Here is a 20,752-nt window from a genome sequence, read left to right as displayed (position 1 = left end):
CCCCGTGCTGAGATGTACTCAGCGATACGAACCTATCGAACCGCTCAGGATTCCGCACCCCCCGGACGCGGATCCGATGACGGACCGACGACCGTCCGGCCGCCGGTCCGTCGTGCTCAGACGTCGAGGTGGTCGACCAGCTCGTCCGCCAGGCCCGTGTAGGTCGCCGGCGTCAGGTTGGTCAGCCGGGCCTTCGCGCCGTCGGAGATGTCCAGACGGTTCACGAAGACGATGAGGTCCTGCTGGCTCACCCGCTTGCCGCGCGTGAGCTCCTTGAGCATCGCGTAGGGGTCCTCGATGTTCGACTGCCCGGCGGTGACCTCGGCACGGATGACCGTCTGGATCGCCTCGGCGAGGACCTCCCAGTTGTGGTCGAGGTCGTCGGCGAGCTTGGCCTCGTTCACGGCGATCTCGCCCAGACCGCGGCGCAGGTTGTCGAGTGCGAGCAGCGAGTGCCCGAACGCGACGCCGATGTTCCGCTGGGTGGTGGAGTCGGTCAGGTCGCGCTGCAGTCGGCTCGTCACGAGGGTCTCGGACAGCGTCGAGAAGAGCGCCGACGAGATCTCGAGGTTCGCCTCGGCGTTCTCGAACTTGATCGGGTTGATCTTGTGGGGCATCGTCGACGACCCGGTGGCACCCGCCACGGGGATCTGCGTGAAGTACCCCATCGAGATGTAGGTCCACACGTCGGTGGCCAGGTTGTGCAGGATCCGGTTGGCGTGACGCACCCGGTCGTAGAGCTCGGCCTGCCAGTCGTGCGACTCGATCTGCGTGGTGAGTGGGTTCCACGTCAGGCCGAGGCCCTCGACGAACTCGCGGGACAGCGCGGGCCAGTCGGCCTCGGGGTCGGCGGCGAGGTGTGCCGAGAAGGTGCCGGTCGCGCCGGAGAACTTGCCGAGGTACTCGCCGCCCTCGATCTGGGCGAGCACGCGCTCGAGTCGGTAGACGACGACCGCGAGCTCCTTGCCGAGCGTCGTCGGGGTGGCCGGCTGACCGTGCGTGTGCGAGAGCATCGGCACGCTCCGCAGCTCGACGGCGAGCGTCCGGAGCTTCTCGAGCACGGCACGGAAGCCGGGCAGCCAGACCTGGTCGACGGTGTCCCGCACGGTGAGTGCGTAGGACAGGTTGTTGACGTCCTCGCTCGTGGCGGCGAAGTGGGTGAGCTCGGCGATCGCGTCGAGCCCGAGCTCGGACAGTCGGCGGCGCACGAAGTACTCGACGGCCTTGACGTCGTGACGGGTCGTCGCCTCGATCTCGGCGAGCTCCGCGATCTGGTCCTGGCCGAAGGTCTCGACGATCCGGCGCAGTGCTGCCTTGTCGTCGACGCTGAGCGGCGAGGTGGTGAACATCGCGTGGTCGGTCAGGAAGATGAGCCACTCGACCTCGACCACGATGCGCGCGCGGTTGAGGCCGGCCTCGGAGAGGTGCTCGCCCACCGTGTGCACGATCGGGTAGTAGCGCCCGTCGAGCGGGCTGATCGGCTGCGGGGGAAGGGGGGTCATGGGGCTCCCTGACGGACTGCCGGCTCGAGCTGGTGGAAGAGCGCCCGGCAGGCCCGTTCGACGGTCGAGAGCACTCGGTCGAACTCGTGCCGGTCCGCGTAGTACGGGTCCGGCACGTCGGCCTGCTGGGGCCAGGCTGCGTCGTACCGCAACAGGAGCGTCACCTTGGCGGAGTCGTCCATGGTCGGGGCCCACGAACGCAGGATGCGCTCGTGGGAGCGGTCGAGTGCGACCACCAGGTCGAGGTCCGGGAACCGGTCCGGGTCGAACTGACGGGCGCGATGCCTGCTGCCATCGTATCCGCGCGCCGCCAGCGCTGCGATCGTGCGCTCGTCGGCGGGTTCGCCGACGTGCCAGTCACCGGTACCGGCCGACTCCACCTGGAACCGGTCGGCGAGACCGGCGTCCGCAGCGATCTGCGCGAACACGACACCGGCCATGGGGGAGCGGCAGATGTTGCCGCTGCAGACGAACGAGACGCGGAACGGGGCGTCGACGTCCTGGGTCATGAGCACATCATGACGCAGGGCGGGGTCCTCCGCGAGGTCCGCCGGGGTCACGCCCGCTGGCGGTTGAGCACCGGGCGGGCGAAGAGCCCGATCAGCCAGGCGAAGACCGCGAGCACGAAGGCACCGACGATGCCCCAGCCGAAGGAGTCGACCTCGAGCCCGAAGCCGAACGCCTCCGAGATGCCCGCGACGATGAGCAGCAGGATCGCGTTCACGACGAACGAGATGAGCCCGAGCGTGAGGATGTAGAGCGGGAACGCCACGATCCGGATGAGCGTGCCGATCACCGCGTTCACGAGACCGAACACGAACGCCACGAGCAGGAAGGTGAGGACGGTCGCAGTGGTCCCGCCGTCACCGAACGGCGTCACGGAGACGCCGCTGACGATGAGCGTGGTGAGCCAGAGCGCGAGGGCGTTGACGACGAGGCGGACGAGGAATCGCATGCGCCCATGATGCCCTCGCTTCCCCTCGTGGGTGCCGTGGGCCTGCCGGTAGCCTGAACCCGTGAGCGAGCAGCGTGTGCACATCCGGCCCGAGGTGGCCGTCCTCCCCGCGTACAAGCAGGGGCGACAGGCGTCCGACTCCGCCTACAAGCTGTCGAGCAACGAGAACCCGTTCCCGCCGCTCCCCGGGGTCGTCGAGGCCGTGCAGGCCCAGACCTCGTACAACCGCTACCCCGACGCCACCGCCCTCGCCCTGCGCGCCGTGCTGGCCAACCGCTTCGGGCTGACCGCCGAGCAGGTGCACGTCGCCCCGGGAAGTGTCGCGATCCTGCACGAGCTCGCCCGCGCGACCTCCGGCCCTGGTGACGAGATCGTCTACGCCTGGCGCTCGTTCGAGGCGTACCCGGGCGTCGTCACGGTTGCCGGCGCCACGAGCGTGCAGGTGCCGAACCGCGCCGACGGCGGGCACGACCTCGACGCGATGGCCGCGGCCGTCACCGAGCGCACCCGCATGGTGCTCGTCTGCTCGCCGAACAACCCGACGGGGCCGATCGTGACCGCCGCGGAGTTCGACGCGTTCATGGCCGCGGTGCCGCAGTCGGTGCTGGTCGTGCTCGACGAGGCATACGCCGAGTTCGTGACCGACGAGGCCGCCGTGCACGGTCACCCGCTGCTCGCCGCGCACCCCAACCTCGTGGTCCTCCGCACCTTCTCGAAGGCGTACGGGCTCGCCGGGCTCCGCGTGGGCTACGCGCTCGGTCCGGACTACGTGCTCGACGCCGTCCGGGCCTGCGCGATCCCGCTGTCCGTGACCGCCCAGGGCCAGGCGGCGGCGCTCGCCAGCCTGGAACGCGAGGCCGAGCTGCTCGAGCGCGTGACCGAGATCGCCACCCTGCGCGACCGGATCGTCGTCGAGCTCCGGGCACAGGGCTGGGACGTCCCCGACGCCCAGGGCAACTTCCTCTGGCTGCCGACGGGCGAGCGGACGGCGACCGCGGCGGCCGCGTTCGAGGCCGCCGGCATCATCGTCCGGGCCTTCCCGCCTGAGGGCATCCGCATCTCGATCGGCGAGCACGAAGCTGTGGAAACGCTCCTCCAAACAGCCCGCTCACTTGTGGGGGACCTCCAGGTGGCCGACTAGTGCCTGGCGCTACGCTGGCCCGCATGTCATTCCGCGCCGCGGCTCCCGCGACGACCACCGTCCGGCTCCTCGACCCCGAGGGTCGGTTCGTGGAGACCGACGAGAACGCCGAGTTCGCCGCCGCCGCGCGGGCGATCCCCGACGAGACCCTGCTGGCGATGCACCGCCGCATGGTGCTCACCCGTCGGTTCGACCACGCCGGCCACAACCTCCAGCGCACCGGCCAGCTCGGCCTGTGGGTGCCCAGCCACGGGCAAGAGGCGGCACAGACCGGCTCGGCCTTCGCCCTGCGCGCCCAGGACCACGTGTTCCCGTCCTACCGCGAGCACGCTGTCACGATGCACCGCGGCGTCGAGCCGATGGAGATCATCGCGATGTACCGCGGGCAGACCCACGGCGGGTGGGACCCGGACCAGCGCGGCAACACGCACATCTCCACGCTGGTGATCGGCTCGCAGACCCTGCACGCCACCGGGTACGCGCTCGGCCAGAAGCTCGACGGCGACGTCGGCACGGGCGACCCGGACCGCGACGCCTGCTCGATCGTCTACTTCGGCGACGGCGCCACCAGCCAGGGCGACGTGAACGAGGCCTTCGTGTTCTCCGCGTCGACCAAGGCGCCGGTCGTCTTCTTCCTGCAGAACAACCACTGGGCCATCTCGGTGCCGGTGTCGGTGCAGTCCCCGACGCCGCTCGTCGACCGCCCGCGCGGCTTCGGGATCCCGAGCGTCCTGATCGACGGCAACGACATCCTCGCGTCCTACACGGCGTCGGTCGTCGCGACCGAGCACGCCCGCAGCGGCCAGGGCCCGGCCTTCATCGAGGCCGACACCTACCGCATCGGTGCGCACACCAGCTCCGACGACCCGAGCCGGTACCGCGCCGACGGCGAGCTCGAGGAGTGGGTCCTCCGCGACCCGATCGTCCGGTCCGAGGCGTACCTGCGCTCGAAGGGCGCGACGGACGAGCAGTTCGCCGCGTTCGACGAAGAGGGCGAGGACATCGCCGCCGACGTCCGACGCCGCACCGTCGCCCTGACCGCACCGTCCGTGGACGTCATGTTCGACAACGTGTACCGCGAACCGCACCCGCGGATCACCGAGCAGAAGGCCTGGCTCGCCCAGTACGAGGCCGGCTTCGAAGGGGGCGCCCACGCATGAGCACCACCGAGCAGCTCTTCGACTACACGCTGCGCTCCCACCCGGGCGCCGGCGAGGTCCCGAGCGACCCCACCCCGACCCTGCCGATGGCCAAGGCCCTCAACGCCGGGCTCGCCGCGGCCATGGAAGCGGACGACAAGGTCCTGCTGATGGGCGAGGACATCGGCCAGCTGGGCGGCGTCTTCCGCATCACCGAGGGCCTGCAGGACCGCTTCGGCGCCGAGCGCGTGCGGGACACCCCGCTCGCCGAGGCCGGCATCATCGGCACCGCGATCGGCCTCGCCCTGCGCGGCTACCGCCCGGTCGTCGAGATCCAGTTCGACGGCTTCGTGTGGCCCGGGTTCGACCAGATCACCTCGCAGCTCGCGAAGATGGCGAACCGCCTGCCGGCGCACATGTCGCTGCCCGTCGTCATCCGCATCCCCTACGGCGGCCACATCGGCGCCGTGGAGCACCACCAGGAGTCCCCCGAGGCGTACTTCGCGCACACCCCGGGCCTGCGGGTCGTCAGCCCGAGCACCCCGAACGACGCCTACTGGATGATCCAGGAAGCCATCGCGTCGAAGGACCCGGTGATCTTCCTCGAGCCGAAGTCCCGCTACTGGCCCAAGGGCCAGGTCGACCTGGTCGACGGCCACGTCCCGATGCACACGACCCGCGTCGCCCGCACCGGCACCGAGGTCACGCTCGTCGGGCACGGCGCGATGGTCGCCACCCTGATGCAGGCGGCGGACATCGCCGAGGCCGAGGGCACCAGCTGCGAGGTCATCGACCTCCGCTCGATCTCGCCGATCGACTGGGAGCCGCTGCTGGCCTCCGTCCGCAAGACCGGTCGCCTGGTCATCGCACAAGAGGCCTCCGGCTTCGTCAGCGTCGGCAGCGAGATCGCCGCGACCGTCGCCGAGCGGGCGTTCTACACGATGCAGGCACCGCCGCTCCGGGTCTCCGGCTTCGACGTGCCGTTCCCGGTGTCGAAGCTCGAGCACCTGCACCTGCCGGATGCCGACCGCATCCTCGAGGCCGTCGACCGCGCCCTCGCCTACTGACCCGTCCGACCGAGCTCGACCAGATCCGCGAAGGAGCCGTAGTGGCCGCCGCCGAATTCCCCCTGCCCGACGTGGGTGAAGGTCTCACCGAGGCCGAGATCGTGCAGTGGCGCGTCGCGATCGGGGACGAGATCGCCGTCGACCAGGTGCTCGTCGAGATCGAGACCGCGAAGTCGCTCGTCGAGCTGCCGTCGCCGTTCGCCGGCACCGTCACCGGCCTGCTCGTGTCCGAGGGCGACACGGTCGAGGTCGGCAAGCCGATCATCCGCGTCGACTCGGACGCGTCGGTCGCCTCCGGAGCGGCCCTCACGCCGCCTGCGGAACAGCCTGGAGGCACGGTGCCCGTCGCCGAGTCCGCCCCGGTCTCGCCCGTGGTCGCGTCCACCCCGCCTGCCCCTGCCGCCCCGTCGGCCCCGGTCGCGCAGACGCCGCCCGCTCCGGCGCGCGCTGCTGCCCCCGCACCGGCAGCACCTGCCCCTGCCGCCGCGCCGGCGGCGCCGGTCCAACCGGTCGCGGTCGACGCCTCCGTCCAGGGCACGGACGAGTCCTCCGGTGCCGTCCTCGTCGGCTACGGCTCGGCGACCTCGTCGCCCTCCCGTCGCAAGCCGGGCGCCCGCCGGGCCGCAGCGCTCGCGGCCGAGGCGAGCCGCGCCTCCAGTGTGGACACCGCCGCGGCGGCCGAAGCCTCCGTCGACCCGGGCGAGGAGAGCACCGCCGAGGCGATCAGCGCCCTCGGCACGGGCTCCGCGCACAAGCAGAGCACCGCGACCAACGTGCTGGCGAAGCCGCCGATCCGGAAGCTCGCGAAGGACCTCGGCGTCGAACTGACCGAGATCGTCGCGACCGGTCTTGCCGGCGAGGTCACCCGCGACGACGTCATCCGGCACGCGAAGCAGGCCAGCGTCTTCCGGAACATCGAGACGCCCGAGTGGGGTGAGGTCCGCAGCGAGACGATCCCGGTCAAGGGCGTCCGCAAGGCCATCGCCACCGCGATGACCACGTCCGCGTTCACGGCACCGCACGTGTCGCTGTTCGTCGACGTCGACGCGACCCACACGATGGAGTTCGTCAAGCGCCTCAAGGCCTCGCCGACGTTCGCCGGCGTCAAGGTCTCGCCGCTGCTCATCGTTGCGAAGGCCGTCATCTGGGCCGTCCGTCGGAACCGTTCGGTGAACTCGACCTGGACCGACCGCGAGATCATCGTCCACCACTTCGTGAACCTCGGCATCGCCGCGGCGACCCCGCGCGGGCTCATCGTGCCGAACATCAAGGACGCGCAGGACATGTCGCTGCTCGAGCTGGCGCAGGCGCTCGAAGAGCTCACCCTGACCGCCCGCGACGGCAAGACCACGCCGAAGCAGATGGCGAACGGCACGGTGTCGATCACGAACATCGGTGTGTTCGGCATGGACACCGGGACCCCGATCCTCAACCCCGGCGAGGTCGCGATCGTCGCGATGGGCACGATCAAGCCGAAGCCGTGGGTCGTCGACGGCGAGGTCCGTTCGCGCATGGTGACCACGATCGGTGCGTCGTTCGACCACCGTGTCGTCGACGGTGACGTGGCGTCCCGCTTCGTGCACGACGTCGCCTCGGTGCTCGAGGAGCCCGCGCTCCTGCTCGACTAGCGTCGGTCGTTCCGCTTCGTGAGCAGAAGTGGTCGGGTTGCTTCGAGCCACTCGACCATTCCTGCTCACCATCTGCGGGCTTCCGCAAACGTCGCGTGGTGTTCACACGGATGTCGGGGGTCGGCGGCATGATCGGTGCATGGTCCACCAGCTCCTGACCCCCTCGCAGGAGATCCGAACGGATCGCCTCCTGCTCACCCCGCTGACCCCGGCAGACATCGACGACGTGCACGCGCTCTTCTCGGACGCCCGCACGTGGCAGCACCTGCCCACGGGGCGGCACGTGGCGCGGAGCTCGAGCGTGGACATGGTGCAGCGCAAGATCGGCGGTCGTGCACGCCACGGCCTCGGGTCCTGGGCGGTCCGCAGCGCCTCCGACCACGCCTTCGTCGGTGTGGGCGGGGTCGACATGACCGCCGGTGGGGTCTGGAACCTCGGCTACCGCCTGGCGCCCGCGGCATGGGGGCAGGGCTTCGCGTCCGAGATCGCCCTCGCTGCCGTGCGTGCCGCCGCCGACACCGCTCCGGACGTCCCGGTGACCGGCCGGGTGCTCACGAACAACCCTGCTTCTGCAGCCGTGCTGCGTCGTGCCGGGCTGTCGCTGGTGTGGCAGGGGGCTCCCGCCGCGCAGAACCGCGCCGCCGCCGGCGTCGAGGGGCAGGTCTGGACCGATCGGCTGCTCTCCGACGAGCAGTTCGCCTGGCTCGTCGCCAACGCCTGAACGCCCGCTCCGTTCGTTCGTCGCCGCGCACGTTGGTCTTCCCGGCCTGACTCGCTACTGTGATGGGCACTGGTCATGTCCGCGCATGACCACCGCCCAGGACCAGCAACGGAGCACGAGGGACGCATGACGAGCCGCATCACCGAGGGTGCCGAACCGAAGCACCAGCAGCTGCGGCGCATCCTGCTCGACCTCGTCACCACGCGACTGGCTCCCGGTGCTGCGATCCCGTCCGAACGGCAGCTCATCGCCGAGTACGGCGTCTCGCGGATCACCGTGCGTGAAGCCCTCGGGCAGCTGGTGAACGAGGGCTACCTGGAGCGCGTCCGCGGCAAGGGCACCTTCGTCGCGCACCGGCCCGTGCAGTCGACGCTGCACCTCGCCTCGTTCACCGAGGAGATGCGGGCGATGGGGCACGAGCCGACCACCGTGGTGCTCGTGCGCGAAGAGCGGGTACCGCCGGCCGACACCGCCGCGGCCCTGCGGATCGACCCGGACGTGCCGGCCTTCCACGTGAAGCGCCTGCGGATGGCTGACGGCGCCCCGGTGTCGATCGACGACGCCTGGCTCGTGGCCGACGCGTTCCCGGGCCTGCTCGAGCACGACCTGTCGGGGTCGGTGTACTCGATCATCGCCACGGAGTACGGCACCCCGATCGACCGCGCGCAGCAGACCGTCGCGGCGAACCCGGCGGCCGACGACGTCGCGACCCTGCTCGGGACGAAGACCGGAGCACCGGTCCTCGAGTTCGACCGGGTGTCGTACGCGGGGGAACGACCCGTGGAGCACACCCGCAGCTGGTACCGATCGGACCGCTACCGGGTGCAGATGGAGGTCACCGCGACCCCCGCGGTCGCGTAGTCCGCCCGACAACACGAAAGCGACTGTGTGCCGCGGGTGTTCCGCAGTACACAGTCGCTCTCGAAGGGGGAAGTGGCCCTAGACCTCGAAGAGGGTGTCGCCGTCGAGCACCGTGGTGCCGACCGTCCCCTGGTCGACGCTGTCGGCCGTGGACCCGAGCACCACGACCGGGCAGATCGGCGAGTACCCGGCTGCTGAGATCACCGAGGGGGTGAACCGGACGACGGGGTCACCGGCGGTGACGGTGTCGCCCTCGGTCGCGAGGAGCTCGAAGCCCTCGCCGGAGAGCTTCACGGTGTCGATGCCGACGTGCACCAGGACGTCGGTGCCAGCGGCGCCCTGCAGGGCGAACGCGTGCGGGTGCAGCTTCACGATGGTGCCGTCGACCGGGGCCACCGCGGTGACCGCGCCCTCGACGCCCGTCGGGTCGACCGCGACGCCGGCGCCGACGAGCTGCCCGGCGAACACCGGGTCGGGCACGTCGGCGAGGGCGACGACCGGGCCGCCGAACGGGGTGCGGACGACGGTCACAGTTCGTCCTGGATGTCCTGGGCGAGGTTGTCGGCGACCGTGCCGACGATGACCTGCCAGCCGGTGCCGCCTCCGACGACGGCCTGGGCTCCGGCTGCCTGCAGGGCGGCCTTGTCGACCAGGTCCCCGTCCTCGACCTCGACGCGGAGGCGCGTGATGCAGCCCTCGACCTCTTCGATGTTCTCGGCACCGCCGAGTGCGGCGATGATGTCGGCTGCCTTGATGTCGGCCATCGTTTCCTCCTCGTTAAGGGTTTGCGTCGCAGGTTGACACCGGACCGCTCTCGGATCAGACTACGGAACTGGTCATGACCGGACAGGACCGGACCTGGCGACACCGCCGAGGTTACCTGCGCTGGCTGCACGACTCAACTCACCCCGACAGCTCCACCCAATGACGAGAGGACCTCCGATGAGCGCCACCACTGCCACGGATGTGCCGGAGAAGAAGAAGCCGAAGAAGCAGTCACGGCTGTTCGCACAGGCCCAGCGCCTCGGACGGAGCCTGCTCCTGCCGATCGCGGTCATGCCTGCAGCGGGCATCCTGCTCCGCATCGGCCAGCCCGACCTCCTCGGTGCGATCCCCGGCTTCGGCCAGTGGGCCGGAGTCATCTCGGCGGCCGGAAACGGTGTCTTCAACTGGCTGCCGCTGCTCTTCGCAGTGGGCATCGCGATCGGCTGGGCGAAGAAGTCCGACGGCACCACCGCGCTCGCGGCGGTCGTCGGCTACATGGTCATGTTCGAGGTCTGGAAGGTGATGTCGCCGATCGTCCTCGACGGTGTGAAGGACGCCAACGGCGACCAGGCGATGATCAACTTCGGGGTGCTCGGCGGCATCGTGATGGGGCTCGTCTCCGCGGTCATGTGGGAGAAGTTCCACCGCACGAAGATGCCCGACTTCCTCGGGTTCTTCTCGGGCCGTCGCCTCGTCCCCATCCTCACCGCGGTCGCGGGTCTCGTCATCGCCGTCGCGATGTCGTTCGTGTACCGCTACTTCGACATCGCGCTGACCGCGGCGGGTACGGCCGTGGCCGACAACGCCGTGATCGGTGGCGGCATCTTCGGCTTCGTGAACCGCATGCTCATCCCGATCGGGCTGCACCAGCTGCTCAACTTCTTCCCGTGGTTCCAGCTCGGCAGCTTCACGGGCGCGGACGGCGTGATCTACCACGGCGACATCGCGCGCTTCCTCAACGGCGACCCGACCGCCGGCATCTTCCAGACCGGCTTCTTCCCGATCATGATGTTCGCGCTGCCCGCCGGCGCCCTGGCGATCTGGCGCAACGCCAAGCCGCAGAACCGCAAGCTCGTCGGCGGCATCATGATCTCCGCCGCACTGACCTCGTTCGTCACGGGCATCACCGAGCCGCTCGAGTACTCGTTCATGTTCGTCGCGTTCCCGCTGTACATCATCCACGCGGTGCTCACGGGCACCTCGCTCGCCCTGGTGAACGCCCTCGGGATCCACGACGGGTTCTCGTTCTCGGCCGGCGCGATCGACTACGTGCTGAACTTCGGCAAGGCGGACGGGGCGATCTGGCTCATCCCGATCGGCCTCGGCTACGCGGTCGTCTACTACTTCCTGTTCAGTTTCGTGATCAAGAAGTGGAACCTCCGCACCCCCGGGCGTGAAGAGGACACGATCGCCGAGAACACGATCGACGCGGCCACCAAGCCGTAGACGCGAGCGTCTCCATGACGGGAGGCCCGGTGCCAGCTGGCACCGGGCCTCCCGTCCGTCTCCGGGTCGCGCTGAGAGCCCTCATAGCGGTTTTGACAATCGTTATCAGTAGGCGTTAGCGTCGTGCCATGCACAACCGCCTCCTCGCCCTCCCGCTCGTCGCCGGCGCCGCCGCGCTCGCCCTGACCGGGTGCGCCACCTCGTCCGCCTCGGGGGAGGCCAGCGGTGACGGCACGGTCAACGTCGTCGCCTCCACCAACGTCTACGGCTCGATCGTCAAGACGATCGGTGGCGACGCCGTCACCGTGACGAGCATCCTGAGCGACCCGTCGCAGGACCCGCACTCGTTCGAGTCGAGCGCCCGCACGCAGCTCTCCGTTTCCAAGGCCGACCTGCTCATCGAGAACGGTGGCGGGTACGACGACTTCATGACGACGCTCGCGAACGCCTCGGACACCAAGGCGGACACGATCAACGTCGTGAAGCTCTCCGGCCTCGACAAGGGCGGCAGCGCCGAGTTCAACGAGCACGTCTTCTACAGCTACCCCACGATGGTGAAGCTGGTCGAGGCGGTCACGAAGGATCTCAGTGCGCTCGACGAGAGCGGCAAGGACGCCTTCGAGAAGAACGCCGCCACGCTCACCACCAAGCTCGAGGACCTCGAGTCCCAGACCGACGCCGTCAAGAAGCAGGACTCCGGCGACAAGGTGGCGTACACGGAGCCGGTGCCCGGGTACCTGTTCGACGCGATGGGGCTCGAGAACGAGACCCCGCCGGACTTCTCCGAGGCCATCGAGGAAGGCGACGACGTCCCGCCGGCGGCCCTCCGCGACACCCTCGCGCTGTTCACCGGCAAGCGCGTGCAGCTCCTCGCCTACAACAACCAGGCGTCCAGCCCCGAGACCGAGCAGGTCCAGAAGGCGGCCGAGCAGAACGACATCCCCGTCGTCGGTGTCACGGAGACGCTCCCCAAGGGGCAGGATTACGTCTCGTGGCAGCAGGCGAACATCGACGCGGTGAAGGCAGCGCTCCAGAAGTGACGACCTCGACCGCAGCAGCGGCGACCCCCAGCCCGGCGACCACCACGGTGGACGACCGGGCTGCGGCTCGTCCGGTCCTCGCGCTCCGCGACGCCGGGTTGTCCTACGGCGCCCGGAAGCTCTGGGCAGGCCTCGACCTCGACCTCGCGCCGGGGGAGTTCGTCGCGGTCCTCGGTCCGAACGGCGCCGGCAAGACCTCACTGCTCCGCACCGTCCTCGGGCAGCAGCGGCTCACGAGCGGCACGATGTCGTTCCTCGGGCAGCCGGTGCACCGCGGCCACCGGAAGATCGGCTACATCCCGCAGCAGCGCCTGATGGAGGCGGGGACGCCCCTGCGCGCGCGGGACATGATCGCCCAGGGCGTGACCGGGCACCGGTGGGGCATCCGACGTGCGTCGAAGGCCGACCGGATGCGCATCGACCGGGTCCTCGACGAGGTCGGCGCCACCGCCTTCGCGGACGCCCCCGTCGCCGAGCTCTCCGGCGGCGAGCAGCAGCGCACCCGCGTCGGGCAGGCCATCGCAGCCGACCCCGCCCTGCTGCTGTGCGACGAACCCCTCATCTCGCTCGACCTGCGACACCAGCGCGGGATCACCGAGCTCATCGACCGTGAGCGCCGGCAGCGCGAGGCCGCCGTGCTCTTCGTGACGCACGACGTCAACCCGATCCTCGACGTCGTCGACCGGGTCCTCTACATCGCCGGCGGTCGGTTCCGGATCGGTTCACCAGACGAGGTCCTGCGTGCCGACGTGCTCAGCGACCTGTACGGCACGCCCGTCGACGTCGTCCGCACCATGGGGCGCATCGTCATCGTCGGGGCCAACGAGGCCCACGAGCACCACCCGGGCGAGGTCGACCCGCACGCCGACCAGCCCGACGAAGGGCGGATCTGATGGACCTGCTGTCGACCGTCTTCTCGTTCCAGGACTACGGCGAGCTCCTCGTGCTCGTGCAGAACTCGATCTGGGCCGGCGCGGTGCTCGGCATCGTCGGCGGCCTCATCGGCCCGTTCGTCGTCGCCCGGAACATGCCGTTCGCCGTGCACGGCATCTCGGAGCTCTCGTTCGCCGGGGCCAGCGCCTCGCTGCTGCTCGGGGTGAACGTGGTGTCCGGCTCACTCGTCGGGTCGGTCATCGCCGCCCTGCTCATCGGTCTCCTCGGGTCGCGTGCCCGGGAACGCAACTCGATCATCGCCGTCCTCATGCCGTTCGGGCTCGGGCTCGGCATCCTCTGCCTGGCGCTCTACAAGGGCCGGGCCGCCAACAAGTTCGGGCTGCTCACCGGGCAGATCGTCTCGGTCGACAACCCGCAGCTGACGTTCCTGATCGTGGTCGCCGCGATCGTCGTGGCGACGCTGCTCGTCATCTGGCGCCCGCTGATGTTCGCCTCGGTCGACCCCGACGTGGCTGCGGCCGCGGGGATCCCGGTGCGGACCCTCGCGATCGTGTTCATGCTCGTGCTCGGACTGGCCACCGCCGTGTCGGTGCAGATCGTCGGTGCGTTGCTCGTGCTGTCCCTGCTCGTCACCCCGGCGGCCGCTGCCCTGCGCCTCAGCTCGCACCCGGTCGTCGTGCCGGTGCTGTCGACGGTGTTCGCGGTGACGTCGGTCGTCGGTGGCATCCTGCTGGCACTGGGCGGCGGCCTGCCGATCAGTCCGTACGTGACGACCATCTCGTTCGCGATCTGGGTGGTCTGCCGGATCATCGGGTCGCGACGCGACAAGCGGGGACGCAACCGCGTCGCCGGCCGGAGCCAGCGTGGCGGGGGCGAGCCGGGCCTCCAGGCAGGGACGACGTCGACAGCCGGTCGGAAGGAAGAGGTGTCAGCATGAACGCCGTGCAGAAGACCAAGCGGAACACGTGGCAGCGCGAAGCGGTGCGCGGAGCCCTCGACTCGACCGAGGGGTTCGTCAGTGCGCAGGCGCTGCACCAGCACCTGCGGGACGAGGGATCGACCATCGGTCTGGCCACCGTCTACCGGGCGCTCGCCGACCTGGCCACCGAGGGTGATGCCGACTCGCTGCAGCAGGACGGCGAATCGCTGTACCGGGCGTGCACGACGGACGCGCACCACCACCACCTGATCTGCCGGAACTGCGGCCGGACCGTCGAGATCGAGGCGGACCCGGTGGAGCAGTGGGCGCAGGACGTCGCCGCCGCCAACGGGTTCACCAACGCCAGCCACGTCGTCGACATCTTCGGCGAGTGCGCCGTCTGCACGGCAGCCCGCACGACGGACTCCACCGGCGAGTAACCTGCCCCGCATGCACGTCATCCTGGTCCCCGGGTTCTGGCTCGACGCGAGCGCGTGGGACGACGTCGCCCCGGTGCTCCGGGAAGCCGGGCACTCGGTGCAGGCCGTCACGCGCGATGGTGACACGCTCGACGAGCAGGTCGCCGCGCTGGTCGCGATCCTGGACGACGTCGCGTCCGCCGACGAACCCGTCGTGCTCGCCGGACACTCGGGTGCCGGGCCGATCGCGTACATGGCCGCCGACCAGCGCCCGTCGCTCGTCGCGCACCTGCTCTACGTCGACACGTTCCCGGGGCCCGAGGGCGGGTGCGTCAACGACGAGCTGCCCGTGGTCGACGGGGTCGTGCCGCTGCCGTCGTGGGACATCTGGGAGCCCGCCACCGTCCGGGGCATGACGCCCGAGGTCCGGCAGGACGTCGAGCACCGGGCGATCCCCGAGCCGGCCTCGGTGCCGTCCGACCGGTTCCACTACGCCGACCCGGCACGGCACACGATCCCCGCGACGATCATCACCTGCGAAATCCCCGCCGCCGAGCTGCTGGCGATGGTGGCGGACCACCAGGCCTGGGCGGCGGAGCTCGTCGCGACCGAGGAACTCTCCATCGTCGGGCTCGAGACCGGCCACTGGCCGATGTTCACGGCGCCGCAGCAGCTCGGCGAGCTGATGGTGCAGGCGCTGGCGCCCAAGCCGACGCAGGCGCCGTAGGCGCGCAGCGCCGAGCGCGCGGCCTCGAGCGCGCGTCGCCGTCGAGTGAGCAGAAGACGTCGGGTCCGCCTCCGGCACCCGGTGTCTTCTGCACACTCGAACGCCGTGGGGGCGACCAACGGGGCCACGTGAGCGGGGCGGTCGGCCGCCACGGGCCTCCAGGCCTGGAGGCGCGGCTTGCGACACGCCCGGTCCTCGCGTAACGTGGACCCCTGGTTCTCCGCGTCCGCGCGGCGGACCCGTTGTTCCAAGCCCTCCGACCGTCGCGAACGCCGCGGTCGCGCGGTGTCCGGCTCTCCTTCGACAGGGGATGCGGACCTGGGCGGTGCACACAACCCCCTCGCACGGCCACCCCGGTGGCACTGCGCGTGCGCACCAGGCAAGTGAACTTGGGTGCGGCCGTCCGGTCGCACGGTACTCAGGAGGAAACCATGGCAGCAGTGTGCCAGGTGACCGGCGCCGTTCCCGGCTTCGGTCACAACATCTCGCACTCGCACCGCCGGACGAAGCGTCGCTTCGACCCGAACGTGCAGAAGAAGACGTACTACGTGCCCTCGCTTCGTCGTAACGTCACGCTCACGCTCAGCGCGAAGGGCATCAAGGTGATCGACGCACGTGGCATCGAGTCCGTCGTCAAGGATCTCCTCGCCCGTGGGGAGAAGATCTGATGGCGAAAAAGGGTCAGGACATCCGTCCGATCATCAAGCTCCGCTCGACGGCGGGCACCGGGTTCACCTACGTGACCAAGAAGAACCGTCGGAACAACCCCGACCGACTCGTGCTCAAGAAGTACGACCCGGTGATCCGCAAGCACGTCGACTTCCGTGAGGAGCGCTAAGCATGGCGAAGAAGAGCAAGATCGCGAAGAACAACCAGCGTGCCGTCATCATCGCGCGCTACGTCGAGCGTCGTCTCGAGCTGAAGAAGGCCCTCGTGGACCCGAACGGCACCGACGAGTCGCGTGAGGCCGCCCGCGTGGGCCTGCAGAAGCTGCCCCGCGACGCATCGCCCATCCGCTACCGCAACCGCGACGCCATCGACGGCCGCCCCCGTGGCCACCTCGGTGAGTTCGGCATCAGCCGTGTCCGTTTCCGTGACATGGCCCACCGCGGCGAGCTCCCCGGCATCACGAAGAGCTCCTGGTAAGCACTCGCAGTACACGACGCCCCGTCACCTCCTGGTGGCGGGGCGTTCGCTGTGTACGGGGTACATGCGAGCCGTCATTCGTCACATCTGCCCCTCCAGCACCCCCTCGGAGCCCCGACAACCCCGGAAATCCGGGCGAGTCGGCGGTTTTCACCCCCGGCGGCTGGTAGGTTCAACTCCGGTTCCGCCGGGCCCTCGGCCCACTGGCACCGTGGCACGGGGCAACCGCTCCGGGCGCCGGACGACACGTGCGTCCGACCGATACTGCAAGAAGTCCGAGGAGGACATCCATGGCTGACAAGTCACTGAACCGCACCGAGCTCGTCGCTGCCGTCGCCGCTGAGTCCGGCCAGAGCCAGGCCACCGTCAACGGCGTCGTCGACGCGCTCTTCAGCGTCGTCTCGTCGTCCGTCGCCGACGGCACGAAGGTCACGATCCCCGGTTGGATCGCCTTCGAGAAGACGCACCGCGCCGCCCGCACCGGCCGCAACCCGCAGACGGGTGACGCCATCGAGATCGCCGCGAGCGACTCGGTCAAGGTCAGCGCCGGCTCGAAGCTCAAGGCTGCGGTCAAGTAAGACTGTTCCGCGCATCGGGAGGGACGGCTTCGGCCGTCCCTTTCGTCGTTCCCGGGGCGCGCGGGCGCGTGGTGCGCGGGTCCTGGCCTGGAGGCCCGTGCCGGTTTGCACAGATCGGCCCGCCCCGTCCGTCGGCCGGGTGGGCACCGCCTAGGCTTGACGGGTGAATCGGATCGCGCGCATCGCCGGTCCCGCCGTGCTCCTGCTCGTCGGGTTCGTGGCGCTGCTCACGGCACTCGTCATCGGTGGGGGCGCGAACCCCGCACTCATCGCCGACCCAGGGCCCGTCGTCCGCTTCGGGCTGCCGATCGCCCGGCTCGTCGTCGACCTGTCCGCGGCCACCACGATCGGTGGGCTCGCACTGGCGACCATCGGCCTCTCGCGCTCCGGCCCCGAGTGGAACCGCGCGATCGACGTCGCCGCCGGGGCCAGTGGTGTCTGGACGGTCGCGTCGGCCGTCGCCACGTTCTGCACGTTCCTCAGCGTCGCCGGTTCGCGCATCAGCATCGACGAGCAGTTCGGGCAGTCGATGGGGGTCTTCCTCACCGGCACCGAGCTCGGGCTCGCCTGGCTCGTGACCGTCCTCGTCGCCGCGGCCGTCACGGTGCTCTGCTTCGCCGTCCGTTCGCGGGGCATGGTCGCCCTGACCGCTGGCGTCTCGATGATCGGCCTCATCCCGCTCGCGCAGCAGGGCCACGCCGCCGGCACCGCGAGCCACGACGCCGCCGTGACGGCACTGGGGCTGCACCTGGTCGGTGCGGCGCTGTGGGTCGGTGGGCTCGTCATGCTCGTGCTGCTGCGCGGGGTGCTGCCCGGGGAGCGGCTGGCCGTGGTCGTGGCGCGGTACTCGAGCATCGCCCTCGGCTGCTTCGTGCTCGTCGCCGTCTCGGGCACCGCGTCGGCGCAGATCCGCGTCGGAGCGCTGTCGAACCTGTTCACCCCGTACGGCACGCTCGTCCTGGTGAAGATCGGCGCGATCGTCGCCATCGGGGTCCTCGGCGCGGTGCAGCGCCGTCGGGCCATCCGTGCGCTGACCACCTCGCCCGGTCGGCAGCGGCCCTTCTGGACCCTCATCGTCGTCGAACTCGCGGTGATGGGTGTGGCGTCGGGGTTCGCCGCGGCACTCGGACGGACCGCCACCCCGGTCGACCAGATCGCCCTGAGCAAGACCACCGACCCGAGCCCGGCGGAGCTCCTGACCGACGACCTGCTGCCGCACGCGCCCGGTGCGTGGGGCTGGCTGACCCAGTGGAACATCGACCTGTTCTGGCTGATGGCCGCCGTGCTGCTCGCCGCGACGTACGTGGCCGGCGTCGTGCGACTGCGGCGGAGCGGCGTGCGGTGGCCGGCGCGACGCTCGATCGCCGCGGCCCTGGCGATCGTGTCCCTGGTGGTCGCGACCTCGGGCTCGCTCCACCAGTACGACCGGTTCCTGGTCTCGGCGAACGTCGGCGCCCACGTGCTGCTCGGCCTGGTGGTCCCCGCCCTGGTGTGGGCGGCGGCACCGGTCGCCCTGATCCGCGCCGCCGTGCACCCCCGCAGCGACGACAGCACCGGGGTGCGTGAGTGGACCGACGTCATCGTCGAGCACCCGTCCGTGCGGTACCTGGCCCAGCCGTTCCCCGCGTTCCTGCTCGCGGCAGCCCTGTGGTGGGCCTTCTTCGCCACCGATGCCGTCCGGTGGTCCGTGAGCGACCCCACCGGTCGTACCGTCAGCGACGCCGTGTTCCTGCTGGTCGGGCTGCTGGCCGTCCCGACGCTCTGCACACCGATCCCTGCCGGGCACCGCCGCCCGACCACGGCTGCCGCCGTCGTCCGGATCGTCGGGGCGGTGGTGATCGCGGCGGGCATCGTCTCGCTCGGCATCGCGATGCGCGGGCCGCTCGGGCTGCTGCAGGCATCGTGGTTCGGCGCGATGGGCCGGACGTGGGGGCCCGATCCGCTCGTCGACCAGGCCCGGGCGGGCCTGGTGCTGATCGTCGCCGGGGTGCTGCTCCTGGTGACCGTGGTCGTGGTGGTGCTCGTGCGGCTGCGTCGTGACGGGGGAGACCCGGCCGACGTCGTCGACGCAGTTGCTGCCGGCGACGCAGCTGTGGCCGGTCCGACCGCCGCCGCCGAGCCCGCTTCCCGGGTTGACCAGGACGACCTGGACTTCGACGACGGCAGCGACGACCTCGAACCCTCGCCCGGAGCGGACGCCCGATGAGCATCGAGCTGAGCGACGAACAGCGCGCCGTCTTCGAGTACATCGAGCACACCCGTGACCACGTGTTCATCACCGGCCGGGCCGGCACGGGCAAGTCCACGCTGCTCAACCACCTGTCGTGGAACACCGAGAAGCAGGTCGTCATCTGCGCCCCGACGGGGGTCGCCGCGCTCAACGTCGGCGGCCAGACGATCCACTCGCTGTTCCGGCTGCCGATCGGGCTCATCGCCGACGCCGAGCTGCGGCAGGGCCCGGACACCCGCAAGCTGCTCAACACGATCGACACCCTGGTCATCGACGAGGTCTCGATGGTCAACGCCGACCTGCTCGACGGCATGGACCGGTCGCTCCGCAAGGCCCGCGGTCGGCAGTTCGAGCCGTTCGGCGGTGTGCAGGTCGTGATGTTCGGCGACCCGTACCAGCTGCCCCCGGTGCCCGGCGACGCCGACGAGCGCGCCTACTTCACCGACCACTACCGGTCGATGTGGTTCTTCGACGCCAAGGTGTGGCTCGAAGCCGAGCTCAACATCATCGAGCTCGCCACGGTGCACCGGCAGCGCGACGACGCCTTCGCCGCGATGCTCACCGCCGTCCGGCACGGTCGGGTCACCGCGGACATCGCCGAGCAGCTGAACACCGCGGGGGCCCGCCCGGCCCCGGACGACGCCATCACCCTGGCGACCCGCAACGACACGGTCGCCCGGATCAACAAGGCGGCCCTCGAACGGCTGCCCGGCAAGGTGAAGACCGCCAAGGCCGACGTCAACGGGGACTTCGGTGGACGGAACTTCCCGGCCGACGAAGCCCTCGAGCTGAAGCCCGGCGCGCACGTGATGTTCCTGCGCAATGACGCCGACCAGCGCTGGGTGAACGGCACCCTGGGCATCGTGACGGCCATCCGCGACACGGTGTGGGTCGACGTCGACGGCGAGTCGTTCGAGGTCCAGCCGTCGGTGTGGGAGAAGTTCAAGTACTCGTACGACGCGGACAAGAAGGAACTCAAGAAGGACACCGTCGGGGAGTTCCAGCAGTTCCCGCTCCGGCTCGCCTGGGCCGTGACCATCCACAAGTCCCAGGGCAGCACCTACGACCGGGCCGTGGTCGACCTCGGCAACCGGGTGTTCAGCGCGGGTCAGACGTACGTGGCGCTGTCGCGGCTGACCTCCCTCGAGGGGCTGTTCCTCACCCGGCCGCTCCGGCCGCAGGACATCATCGTCGACCTGGACGTCCGACGCTTCATGTCCGAGGCGCCCCGCATCGTCGCCACCGAGCTCGAGGCCCCGAAGAAGCAGCCGGACGCGGAGCCCGACGCCGACTGACGCGTCCGACTGACCCGTTGGGTCCGCTTCGGCCACACGCCGCCGGCACGCGCGCCTGCATGCCCGGACGCACACCGCCGAGCGGTCACGACTCCCCGTCGGTCCTGCGCCGAGTGGTCACTCGTTGTCGCCTGGACACTCCGCATCCGACAGTTCGTGACCGGCCGAAGCACCTGAGCGGGGAGTCGTGACCGCTCGGCGGTGTGCGTCCGGGCATGCAGGCGCGCGTGCCGGCGGCGTGTGGCCGAAGCGGACCCAACGGGTCCGTCGGAAGCGGCA

General features: G+C 70.3%; 23 protein-coding genes. 18 read left to right on the top strand and 5 right to left on the bottom strand.

Annotation, left to right across the window (positions count from 1 at the left end; translation table 11 throughout):
* Positions 1-116: 116 nt before the first annotated feature.
* From purB to DEJ06_RS14255, 3 genes are read right to left on the bottom strand one after another with little or no spacing between them, the layout of a single operon-like run.
* Complete coding sequence (purB, locus tag DEJ06_RS14265) at positions 117-1,502, bottom strand: adenylosuccinate lyase (RefSeq protein ID WP_111039742.1); 1,386 nt, start codon at positions 1,500-1,502, stop codon at positions 117-119.
* The gene (locus tag DEJ06_RS14260) at positions 1,499-2,011 is read right to left on the bottom strand and encodes a low molecular weight protein-tyrosine-phosphatase (protein ID WP_017886476.1); all 513 of its coding nucleotides are present in this window, start codon (positions 2,009-2,011) and stop codon (positions 1,499-1,501) included. The genes purB and DEJ06_RS14260 overlap by 4 nt, the downstream gene beginning before the upstream one ends.
* Positions 2,012-2,058: 47 nt before the next feature.
* Positions 2,059-2,457 carry a phage holin family protein gene (locus DEJ06_RS14255; RefSeq protein WP_071404898.1) on the bottom strand — a complete coding sequence of 133 codons (399 nt, stop codon included), beginning with the start codon at positions 2,455-2,457 and terminating at the stop codon, positions 2,059-2,061.
* Positions 2,458-2,518: 61 nt separating this feature from the next.
* Here DEJ06_RS14255 and DEJ06_RS14250 point away from each other — a divergent pair, with 61 nt between their 5' ends.
* From DEJ06_RS14250 to DEJ06_RS14225, 6 genes are all read left to right on the top strand, one after another.
* Positions 2,519-3,598, top strand: a complete 1,080-nt coding sequence (locus tag DEJ06_RS14250; protein ID WP_111039741.1) for a histidinol-phosphate transaminase — start codon at positions 2,519-2,521, stop codon at positions 3,596-3,598.
* A gap of 23 nt (positions 3,599-3,621) precedes the next feature.
* On the top strand, positions 3,622-4,758 hold the full coding sequence (locus DEJ06_RS14245) for a thiamine pyrophosphate-dependent dehydrogenase E1 component subunit alpha (RefSeq protein WP_071404900.1): 1,137 nt from the start codon (positions 3,622-3,624) through the stop codon (positions 4,756-4,758).
* Positions 4,759-4,844: 86 nt separating this feature from the next.
* On the top strand, positions 4,845-5,804 hold the full coding sequence (locus tag DEJ06_RS14240) for an alpha-ketoacid dehydrogenase subunit beta (RefSeq protein ID WP_071404980.1): 960 nt from the start codon (positions 4,845-4,847) through the stop codon (positions 5,802-5,804).
* A 41-nt stretch (positions 5,805-5,845) separates the two neighbouring features.
* Complete coding sequence (locus DEJ06_RS14235; RefSeq protein WP_111039740.1) at positions 5,846-7,432, top strand: dihydrolipoamide acetyltransferase family protein; 1,587 nt, start codon at positions 5,846-5,848, stop codon at positions 7,430-7,432.
* A 139-nt stretch (positions 7,433-7,571) separates the two neighbouring features.
* Positions 7,572-8,153: a GNAT family N-acetyltransferase gene (locus DEJ06_RS14230; RefSeq protein ID WP_111030920.1), complete on the top strand. Its 582-nt coding sequence runs from the start codon at positions 7,572-7,574 to the stop codon at positions 8,151-8,153.
* A gap of 126 nt (positions 8,154-8,279) precedes the next feature.
* Positions 8,280-9,014, top strand: coding sequence for a GntR family transcriptional regulator (locus tag DEJ06_RS14225; RefSeq protein WP_111039739.1), 735 nt, complete (start codon positions 8,280-8,282; stop codon positions 9,012-9,014).
* Between the two features lie 78 nt (positions 9,015-9,092).
* Here the strand turns inward: DEJ06_RS14225 and DEJ06_RS14220 are convergent, their stop codons facing one another.
* Both DEJ06_RS14220 and DEJ06_RS14215 read right to left on the bottom strand, forming a co-directional pair.
* A complete protein-coding gene (locus DEJ06_RS14220) occupies positions 9,093-9,545 on the bottom strand; it encodes a glucose PTS transporter subunit IIA (protein ID WP_027464960.1) in 453 nt (150 codons plus the stop codon).
* Positions 9,542-9,778 carry a PTS transporter subunit EIIB gene (locus DEJ06_RS14215; protein WP_017886464.1) on the bottom strand — a complete coding sequence of 79 codons (237 nt, stop codon included), beginning with the start codon at positions 9,776-9,778 and terminating at the stop codon, positions 9,542-9,544. The genes DEJ06_RS14220 and DEJ06_RS14215 overlap by 4 nt, the downstream gene beginning before the upstream one ends.
* A gap of 178 nt (positions 9,779-9,956) precedes the next feature.
* Between DEJ06_RS14215 and DEJ06_RS14210 the strand changes: the two genes are divergently transcribed.
* The 12 genes from DEJ06_RS14210 to DEJ06_RS14155 all read left to right on the top strand — a co-directional run bounded on the left by DEJ06_RS14210 (position 9,957) and on the right by DEJ06_RS14155 (position 20,473).
* Positions 9,957-11,225, top strand: coding sequence for a PTS transporter subunit EIIC (locus DEJ06_RS14210; RefSeq protein WP_111039738.1), 1,269 nt, complete (start codon positions 9,957-9,959; stop codon positions 11,223-11,225).
* 128 nt (positions 11,226-11,353) lie between these two features.
* On the top strand, positions 11,354-12,265 hold the full coding sequence (locus DEJ06_RS14205) for a metal ABC transporter solute-binding protein, Zn/Mn family (RefSeq protein WP_111039737.1): 912 nt from the start codon (positions 11,354-11,356) through the stop codon (positions 12,263-12,265).
* A gap of 47 nt (positions 12,266-12,312) precedes the next feature.
* On the top strand, positions 12,313-13,158 hold the full coding sequence (locus tag DEJ06_RS14200) for a metal ABC transporter ATP-binding protein (RefSeq protein WP_051596603.1): 846 nt from the start codon (positions 12,313-12,315) through the stop codon (positions 13,156-13,158).
* The gene (locus tag DEJ06_RS14195; protein ID WP_071404908.1) at positions 13,158-14,096 is read left to right on the top strand and encodes a metal ABC transporter permease; all 939 of its coding nucleotides are present in this window, start codon (positions 13,158-13,160) and stop codon (positions 14,094-14,096) included. The genes DEJ06_RS14200 and DEJ06_RS14195 overlap by 1 nt, the downstream gene beginning before the upstream one ends.
* On the top strand, positions 14,093-14,518 hold the full coding sequence (locus DEJ06_RS14190; RefSeq protein ID WP_111033016.1) for a Fur family transcriptional regulator: 426 nt from the start codon (positions 14,093-14,095) through the stop codon (positions 14,516-14,518). The genes DEJ06_RS14195 and DEJ06_RS14190 overlap by 4 nt, the downstream gene beginning before the upstream one ends.
* Positions 14,519-14,528: 10 nt before the next feature.
* Positions 14,529-15,224 (top strand): alpha/beta fold hydrolase, encoded by a 696-nt coding sequence (locus DEJ06_RS14185; protein WP_071246243.1) that lies wholly within the window; start codon positions 14,529-14,531, stop codon positions 15,222-15,224.
* Positions 15,225-15,655: 431 nt separating this feature from the next.
* Complete coding sequence (gene rpmB / locus DEJ06_RS14180; RefSeq protein ID WP_027464952.1) at positions 15,656-15,892, top strand: 50S ribosomal protein L28; 237 nt, start codon at positions 15,656-15,658, stop codon at positions 15,890-15,892.
* Positions 15,892-16,062, top strand: coding sequence for a 50S ribosomal protein L33 (gene rpmG, locus DEJ06_RS14175; protein WP_017886456.1), 171 nt, complete (start codon positions 15,892-15,894; stop codon positions 16,060-16,062). The genes rpmB and rpmG overlap by 1 nt, the downstream gene beginning before the upstream one ends.
* Positions 16,063-16,064: 2 nt before the next feature.
* Positions 16,065-16,370: a 30S ribosomal protein S14 gene (rpsN, locus tag DEJ06_RS14170; protein ID WP_111039736.1), complete on the top strand. Its 306-nt coding sequence runs from the start codon at positions 16,065-16,067 to the stop codon at positions 16,368-16,370.
* A 290-nt stretch (positions 16,371-16,660) separates the two neighbouring features.
* Positions 16,661-16,948 (top strand): HU family DNA-binding protein, encoded by a 288-nt coding sequence (locus tag DEJ06_RS14165; RefSeq protein ID WP_017886454.1) that lies wholly within the window; start codon positions 16,661-16,663, stop codon positions 16,946-16,948.
* A 163-nt stretch (positions 16,949-17,111) separates the two neighbouring features.
* Complete coding sequence (locus tag DEJ06_RS14160; protein ID WP_111039735.1) at positions 17,112-19,154, top strand: cytochrome c oxidase assembly protein; 2,043 nt, start codon at positions 17,112-17,114, stop codon at positions 19,152-19,154.
* Positions 19,151-20,473, top strand: coding sequence for an ATP-dependent RecD-like DNA helicase (locus DEJ06_RS14155; protein WP_111030936.1), 1,323 nt, complete (start codon positions 19,151-19,153; stop codon positions 20,471-20,473). Before DEJ06_RS14160 ends, DEJ06_RS14155 begins: the two co-directional genes overlap by 4 nt.
* Positions 20,474-20,752 lie beyond the last annotated feature (279 nt).

Origin of the sequence: Curtobacterium sp. MCLR17_051 (assembly GCF_003234395.1) — a bacterium.
GTDB lineage: Bacteria > Actinomycetota > Actinomycetes > Actinomycetales > Microbacteriaceae > Curtobacterium > Curtobacterium flaccumfaciens.
Note: the sequence above shows the minus strand (reverse complement) of the source record. Positions and strands in the feature narration are given on the sequence as shown.